Source organism: Pasteurella sp. XG20 (assembly GCF_018968665.1).
GTDB classification, from domain to species: domain Bacteria; phylum Pseudomonadota; class Gammaproteobacteria; order Enterobacterales; family Pasteurellaceae; genus Pasteurella; species Pasteurella multocida.
Window position 1 is genome coordinate 2,280,949 of record NZ_CP076656.1, and the last position, 6,306, is coordinate 2,287,254.

General features: G+C 38.9%; 8 protein-coding genes. 2 read left to right on the forward strand and 6 right to left on the reverse strand.

The window, feature by feature from the left end:
- Nucleotides 1-7 precede the first annotated feature (7 nt).
- The 6 genes from mobB to KPF51_RS10775 all read right to left on the reverse strand — a co-directional run bounded on the left by mobB (nucleotide 8) and on the right by KPF51_RS10775 (nucleotide 3,603).
- On the reverse strand, nucleotides 8-517 hold the full coding sequence (mobB, locus tag KPF51_RS10750) for a molybdopterin-guanine dinucleotide biosynthesis protein MobB (RefSeq protein WP_061406283.1): 510 nt from the start codon (nucleotides 515-517) through the stop codon (nucleotides 8-10).
- A gap of 50 nt (nucleotides 518-567) precedes the next feature.
- On the reverse strand, nucleotides 568-999 hold the full coding sequence (locus KPF51_RS10755; RefSeq protein WP_005752272.1) for a SoxR reducing system RseC family protein: 432 nt from the start codon (nucleotides 997-999) through the stop codon (nucleotides 568-570).
- An 8-nt stretch (nucleotides 1,000-1,007) separates the two neighbouring features.
- Nucleotides 1,008-1,961 (reverse strand): sigma-E factor regulatory protein RseB, encoded by a 954-nt coding sequence (gene rseB / locus KPF51_RS10760; RefSeq protein ID WP_005757982.1) that lies wholly within the window; start codon nucleotides 1,959-1,961, stop codon nucleotides 1,008-1,010.
- Nucleotides 1,962-2,024: 63 nt separating this feature from the next.
- The gene (locus KPF51_RS10765; RefSeq protein ID WP_005755381.1) at nucleotides 2,025-2,615 is read right to left on the reverse strand and encodes a sigma-E factor negative regulatory protein; all 591 of its coding nucleotides are present in this window, start codon (nucleotides 2,613-2,615) and stop codon (nucleotides 2,025-2,027) included.
- A 46-nt stretch (nucleotides 2,616-2,661) separates the two neighbouring features.
- Entirely contained in the window at nucleotides 2,662-3,237 is a 576-nt protein-coding gene (gene rpoE / locus KPF51_RS10770; RefSeq protein ID WP_005755383.1) for an RNA polymerase sigma factor RpoE, read from the reverse strand.
- A 111-nt stretch (nucleotides 3,238-3,348) separates the two neighbouring features.
- Nucleotides 3,349-3,603 carry a succinate dehydrogenase assembly factor 2 gene (locus KPF51_RS10775; RefSeq protein ID WP_005724751.1) on the reverse strand — a complete coding sequence of 85 codons (255 nt, stop codon included), beginning with the start codon at nucleotides 3,601-3,603 and terminating at the stop codon, nucleotides 3,349-3,351.
- Between the two features lie 275 nt (nucleotides 3,604-3,878).
- On the opposite strand from KPF51_RS10775, the gene KPF51_RS10780 reads away from it, so the two are divergent.
- Nucleotides 3,879-5,885, forward strand: a complete 2,007-nt coding sequence (locus tag KPF51_RS10780; RefSeq protein WP_014391566.1) for a BCCT family transporter — start codon at nucleotides 3,879-3,881, stop codon at nucleotides 5,883-5,885.
- 252 nt (nucleotides 5,886-6,137) lie between these two features.
- Nucleotides 6,138-6,296 (forward strand): periplasmic nitrate reductase, NapE protein, encoded by a 159-nt coding sequence (locus KPF51_RS10785; protein WP_005736300.1) that lies wholly within the window; start codon nucleotides 6,138-6,140, stop codon nucleotides 6,294-6,296.
- Nucleotides 6,297-6,306: the final 10 nt, after the last annotated feature.

The following is a 6,306-nucleotide window of genomic DNA, read 5'->3' on the forward strand; positions in this document are numbered from 1 at the left end:
AACTTTCCTATTTTGCACCGCACTTTTGTTGATACCAATGCCGAATGAAAGTAGCGATTTGCGTGATATCATTGATGTCTAAAACAGGGACCGTTGATGAAAGTGGATAGTTGGTGGCTAACGCAATAACATATTGGTCGAGTTCTGGTCGCGGTTTTGTCATTTCTTGACGGTGTAATAATATTTTTTCAATCGGCTCATGTTTGAAACCTTCTACAAGGATAAGATCCGTTAAGTGAGGATCAAAATGTTGCGCTAAATAGGCTAGATTGGCGGGTTGCATTGGTGTTTCTGTCATCAATGCCCAACGATTATCGCAGGTCATCATCACCTGATTCGCCCCGGCTTCTTTCATGCGCCAGCTGTCTTTACCGACTTTATCTACTTGTGCATCATGGTGACTGTGTTTTATCACGGAAACCTTTATCCCATGTTGATTAAGAATTGGCACGAGCTGTTCAAGTAATGTGGTTTTGCCACTTCCACTATAGCCTGTAATACCTAACATAAACGGCATAAAATTATCCTATTTTTAAATTTCTGTGCATTATAAAGGATTCGTTAAGATTACAAAACTCTTAATAAAATAGGTTGGTAGTGGTGTTTCTTCTTTAACCTTTTACTGTATGTGCGAATGGCGAGAAAGGACAATGCTGTGCAAATAAAGATAAATAAAGCGCTGATTAATTCATGAGAGAACAGTTTTTCCGCGAGAAACGTGCTGACGAGAATAGTAAGTAGAGGAACAATATAAATGATGAGCGCGGAGAAAATTAACGAACGCTCTTCTAAACCAATTTCAACCCGTTGCCCCACTTTTAGTGGAGTAATGGTTTCAATCCAAAAAATGTGCTCTCCCTTTTCTCCAGTGAGTTCAGAGAGAGCGGAGGCGCCACAGGCGTTTTGTGCTGCACAAGCTCCACAAGCACTTTGTGATTGACATTTTACTTTTGCCATGCCGGATTGGTAGTCAATCACAATGGCTGTTTCTTTTAACATGTTATGCCTTACTTTTTGAACTGAATATCTTGCACGATACGTTTTGCGGTGGAAATCGGTAATTGACCAACAAAGGTAATTTCTTTGCCATTGATCATTTCACTGTAAATCGTATAAGTTCCTTGTTTCCACGTATTATCTAAATTGACCTCAGCAATCGGATCAGACACATAAAGCGTAAAAGAGAATAACCCGTCACTGTATAATTGGCTTTCAATATGGCGTTCATCGTCTAATCCCACAGCTTGATTTATCTTGACAAACCCCTGTGGTAACCAGCTGGTTTGCCAGTGGAATGTTGGCGTTGTCTCTTCTTTTTTATCAATCAGTAATGGTGGGAACACAATATTTTCGAGATATTCGGCTAAACCTTGTAAGCCATCGCCAATATACAGATTGACGACACGAAATTGATCTAATAAGTTACCATCGCGATCGAGAATGTCACTTTGTAGTAGCAAATGATTTTCTTCATCAATAAAGGCGACATATTGGTAACGGAAATCATCTTTTGGCAAAATACGAATTGTTTGCACAAGGCGGTTAGCAACACGATTGCGCCCCATTTTGACAAAATCATAGTATTTTTCTAACCGTTCAAAATTGGCATTCATCAGTGCCGGTAAACTGTCAATGATTTGGGCGCTATGAATCGTAAAAGGTTGGAAATTCGGCTGGAAATAGCTGACTAAATTATCCCTGAGCACAATTTCTTGTTGGACACCGTCTAGAGTCACTAACTGCGCATAGGATTTACCATCAATATGAAGATGACGATAACGTAAAGAATCCATATTGGCGGGTGTTGTTTTTACAAAAGCAATTTCATAGCTGAGTTTTTCGCGCGCTTCTGGCATTTTGAGTAGAATTTGTTTGGCCGACAGGCTTTCTTCTGCAAATGTGTTAAATGAGCAGAGCGCGAGCAAGAAAAAGGTGAGAGATTTTTGCAGTGCTTTAAACATAGTTGCCACCATAAAACAAATTCACCACCTATAAAGGTGGTGAAGGTGAATTAACGAAAAACATTATTTTTGTGTGTTTTGCTGATTTAAGATTAAAGAGTCAGCGTAAAGACGACGTTGTACTTCATAGTTTTGTAACATTGCACCAATGCGTTTATTTTTTTGTTCCAATTGCTCTGGTGTGACCACATCTTTAATCGGTGCATTATAACTTACTTGCTGTACGACATTATTAAACGGTAAGGTTTGTAAAATTGGCGCATCAACATTGTTTTGCGCTTCATTCTTAGCCGTAATCACAGATTGTGTGCCGAGCACCGCAACTAAGCAAACGCTCGCTGCCACAGCGACTTGTGCCAAGGGAGCAAAAAGACCTTTGAGTTTTTGCATAAATGGTAAGTGTTCTACTTCTTCTGGCAACGGTTGTGAAATCATCGGTGTGACGACTTTCATTTCCTCTGCTTCAATGAGCGCTTCCATTTTCGCGGTAAAATCTGCACCCAGTAATACTTCGCTTTCTTGACGCATGACTGCACGAATTGTATGAAAATTTGCCCAAGATTGCTGTAATTCGTCATCTTGGCATAATTTTTCAGTCAATTCAGCGCTGACTTGTTCACCATCAATATAGGCTGAAAGTAACTCTTTTTGCATTTGGACACTCCAACTTTTGCTTGGTTTTGGATTTTTTGTATTGTATTTAACGTTGCAACATAGGTTGCACTTTACTTTCGATAATTTCACGCGCACGGAAAATTCGAGAGCGAACAGTTCCAACTGGACAATCCATAATTTCTGCGATCTCTTCGTAGCTTAAGCCCTCAAGCTCGCGGAGTGTAATGGCCGTTCTTAAATCTTCTTGTAAACCGTTTATTGTATCAAATACAATTTTCTTTAATTCGCTGGATAACATTTCATTTTCCGGGGTATCCACATCCCGTAAGTTACTGCCCATTTCATAACTTTCAGCCTCTTCCGCTAAGATATCTTCATTAGGAGGGCGACGTCCTTGAGCAGTTAAATAATTCTTTGCCGTATTGACGGCGATTCGATATAGCCATGTGTAGAAAGCACTGTCACCACGAAAAGAATCAATCGAGCGATATGCTTTGATAAATGATTCTTGTACAACATCAGGAATGTCGTTTTGTGACACATAGCGAGTCAGCAAACCAGCCACTTTATTTTGATAACGAGAAACCAATAAATTAAAGGCCTTTTTATCTCCTTGCTGTACTCTTTCTACCAAAGCCTGATCTGTTAGCTGTTCAGCCATATAACCTCTTATATCACCTCTAACAAGCCTTAATATTCAAAGACAGCAAGCTCTTGCAAACAGTTAGACGGTGCCGAATAAAAAAAGTTCAATCTTTTTTGTAAAGACAAATTAATCTGTGAGTTTCAATGTTTTTTGAATGTAATCAACCATTTGTTGTAATTGAGGATCAGTTGCCGTACCTCGATTAAAGAACCAAGAAAAAAGCTGTAAATCGCTACACGCTAATAAACGAATAAAGGTGTCTTTTTGTGTGTCAGATAAGGCGTCAAAGTGCTGTCGATAAAATGGCATAATGACGTTATCCAGTTCGAGCATTCCTCGCCGACAATCCCATTCAATTCTCAGTTTGTTGTATTGGGTCATTTGATATCCTTAGAAGATGTAAACTGCGTAAATATAGCAAGGAAAGACAGGAAAATAAACTCAGTTACTCTTTTTGCCTGTTGGCGCGAAAAGAGGACTTTTGCGATTTTGAGGCATTTTTGTTATATTAATGGCGATTAGTTGTCTTAGTTAAGTGCAATACTATCTCATTTAAACTGTATTTTGCGCAGTTTTTTCCTTATTTTTCATGAATAGCATGAAATTTCCGTATGCCAATAGGTTATATCACATTATCTCGTCACTAAGGAGGCGTTTTGACATTTTTTAAGCAGTTACAACAACGTAGTACATTAAAAGCACCGATTTTCTTTCCCAGTCTTTTCTTCATCATTTTTGTCACTTTATATTGTTCTTTTTTTCCACAACATGCTCAGGGGACCTTAAACATCGTTAAGCAACAAATCTTTAGCCATTTCAGTTGGTTTTATGTGCTTGCGGTATCCATTTTTATTGTTTTCTTAGTGTTGCTTTGTACCAGTCGATTAGGCGATATTCGTTTAGGTTCGGATAATGAAGAACCAGAGTATCCATTCCTCTCTTGGATAGCGATGTTATTCGCGGCAGGAATGGGTATTGGTTTGATGTATTTTGGTGTGGCTGAGCCGATGTTGCATTATGCCAATCCATTACATCAGGGCATGACTGCAGCGGAAAAAACCAAAGAAGCCATGTTAATGACTTTTTATCACTGGGGGATTCATGCTTGGGCAATTTATGCGGTGATTGGTCTCGCACTGGCGTATTTCGGTTTTCGGTATAAGTTACCGCTCACCATCCGTTCAGGCTTTTATCCGTTATTAAAACAGCGTATTTCAGGTTTTTGGGGACATGTGATCGATGTCTGTGCCTTATGTAGTACGATTTTCGGTATCACGACGACCTTAGGTTATGGCGCCATGCAGTTAGATGCGGGATTAAATAGCTTGGGTTGGATTGACTCTCGGAGTTTTTCCACGCTTTCTCTGTTGATCATTTTGGTGATGTGTTTTGCAACGATTTCTGCCATTACGGGGGTTGCAAAGGGGGTGCGCCGTTTAAGTGAAATTAATTTATTTTTTGCGCTGATTCTAATGCTGTTTGTGATCGTGCTTGGACCGACATTGTTATTATTAACCAGCTTCACGGAAAATCTAGGTTATTATCTGAGTAATTTAGTGTCGTTAAGTTTCCGCACCTTTGCTTATGAGCCTGAAAATCAAGGTTGGTTTAGCGGTTGGACGGTGTTGTATTGGGCGTGGTGGGTGTCTTGGGCCCCGTTTGTCGGTCTTTTTATTGCCAAAATTTCTAAAGGGCGCACGATTCGCGAATTTATTTTAGGGGTGTTATTTATTCCTTCACTCTTTAATGCACTGTGGATGACCACTTTCGGCAATTCTGCGATTTGGCTAGATGGGGAAACTGCAGGAAATTTGACCGCACTTGCGGGCAACACGGAAGCGTTATTATTTGGTTTTTTTGATTTATTACCTTTTGGCAATATTGCTTCCTTTATTGCCATTGTGATTATCGCTTTATTCTTTATTACCTCGGCGGATTCTGGCATTTATGTGATTAACAGCATTGCTTCGCAAGGGGAAGAAAACAGTGTTAAATGGCAAAGTGTGTTTTGGGCAATATTATTGGCGGTACTGGCGATTGCCTTATTACGTTCAGACGGCTTGTCTGCCTTACAAACCATGACACTGGTCATCGCCTTACCTTTCACCATGATTATGTTGTTACTGTGTTTTGGTCTATGGAAAGGGTTGATGGTGGATAACCAATATTTCAGCAAAACTTTTTCACAGGGTAGCAGTAATTGGACGGGGAAACACTGGAAGTTGCGCTTAGAAAAAATTCTTTCGCAATCGAAACGTGCTGACGTGCGTAATTTTATTGATGAAATTGCTCAGCCTGCTTTTTATGAATTAGTGGCGGAGTTTGAAAAACACGGTTTAACCGCACAAGTTGACATGATTGCAGGGAAAAAACCAAAAATTGAATTTGTGGTGATGAAAGAAAATTTACGTAATTTCTTATATGGTATTGAATGTCAATTCCGTGAATTATCCACCTTAGTGGTGGAAGATGAAGCGATGCCAAATATTGATTCTAAACGTTCTTATGAGCCGATTACCTACTTTATTGATGGGCGAGAAGGTTATGATGTACAATATATGACTAAAGATGAATTAATTGCTGATGTATTAAAACAATATGAGCGTTATATGAATTTAGCGATGGATAAAACCAATGCTTTGATGACCTACGATGTAGCATAATTAAGTAATCAATAAGCAAAAACGGGATATTTTGTTATATCCTGTTTTTTTTGTTGGTGAATCAGCGATGTGATGAGAAATTTATTTTTTTTTTATATAAAACATTATATTACATTGATGTTTTTCTATTCTTATTGGCTATTTTTTACCAGTTTAACTCTTAAAAGATATCTAATTTGATCCTTCTCAATAAGGATTTCTCTTTCTTCTGTATAATCCGCGTTTCTTATAATCAAGCTTGGGAATCTATTTATGCTAAGACAACAAACACACTCAACCTTGAAAGATGTGATTAAAACGTTTTTCTTTGCCGGCATACTGTTGCCGATTTTAATGATGGGGAGCGTGGGAGCTTATGGCTTGATCGTTTGGTTATTACAAATGTTCGTCATTGGCTTACCAGGCGCGTAACGGGGTAGAT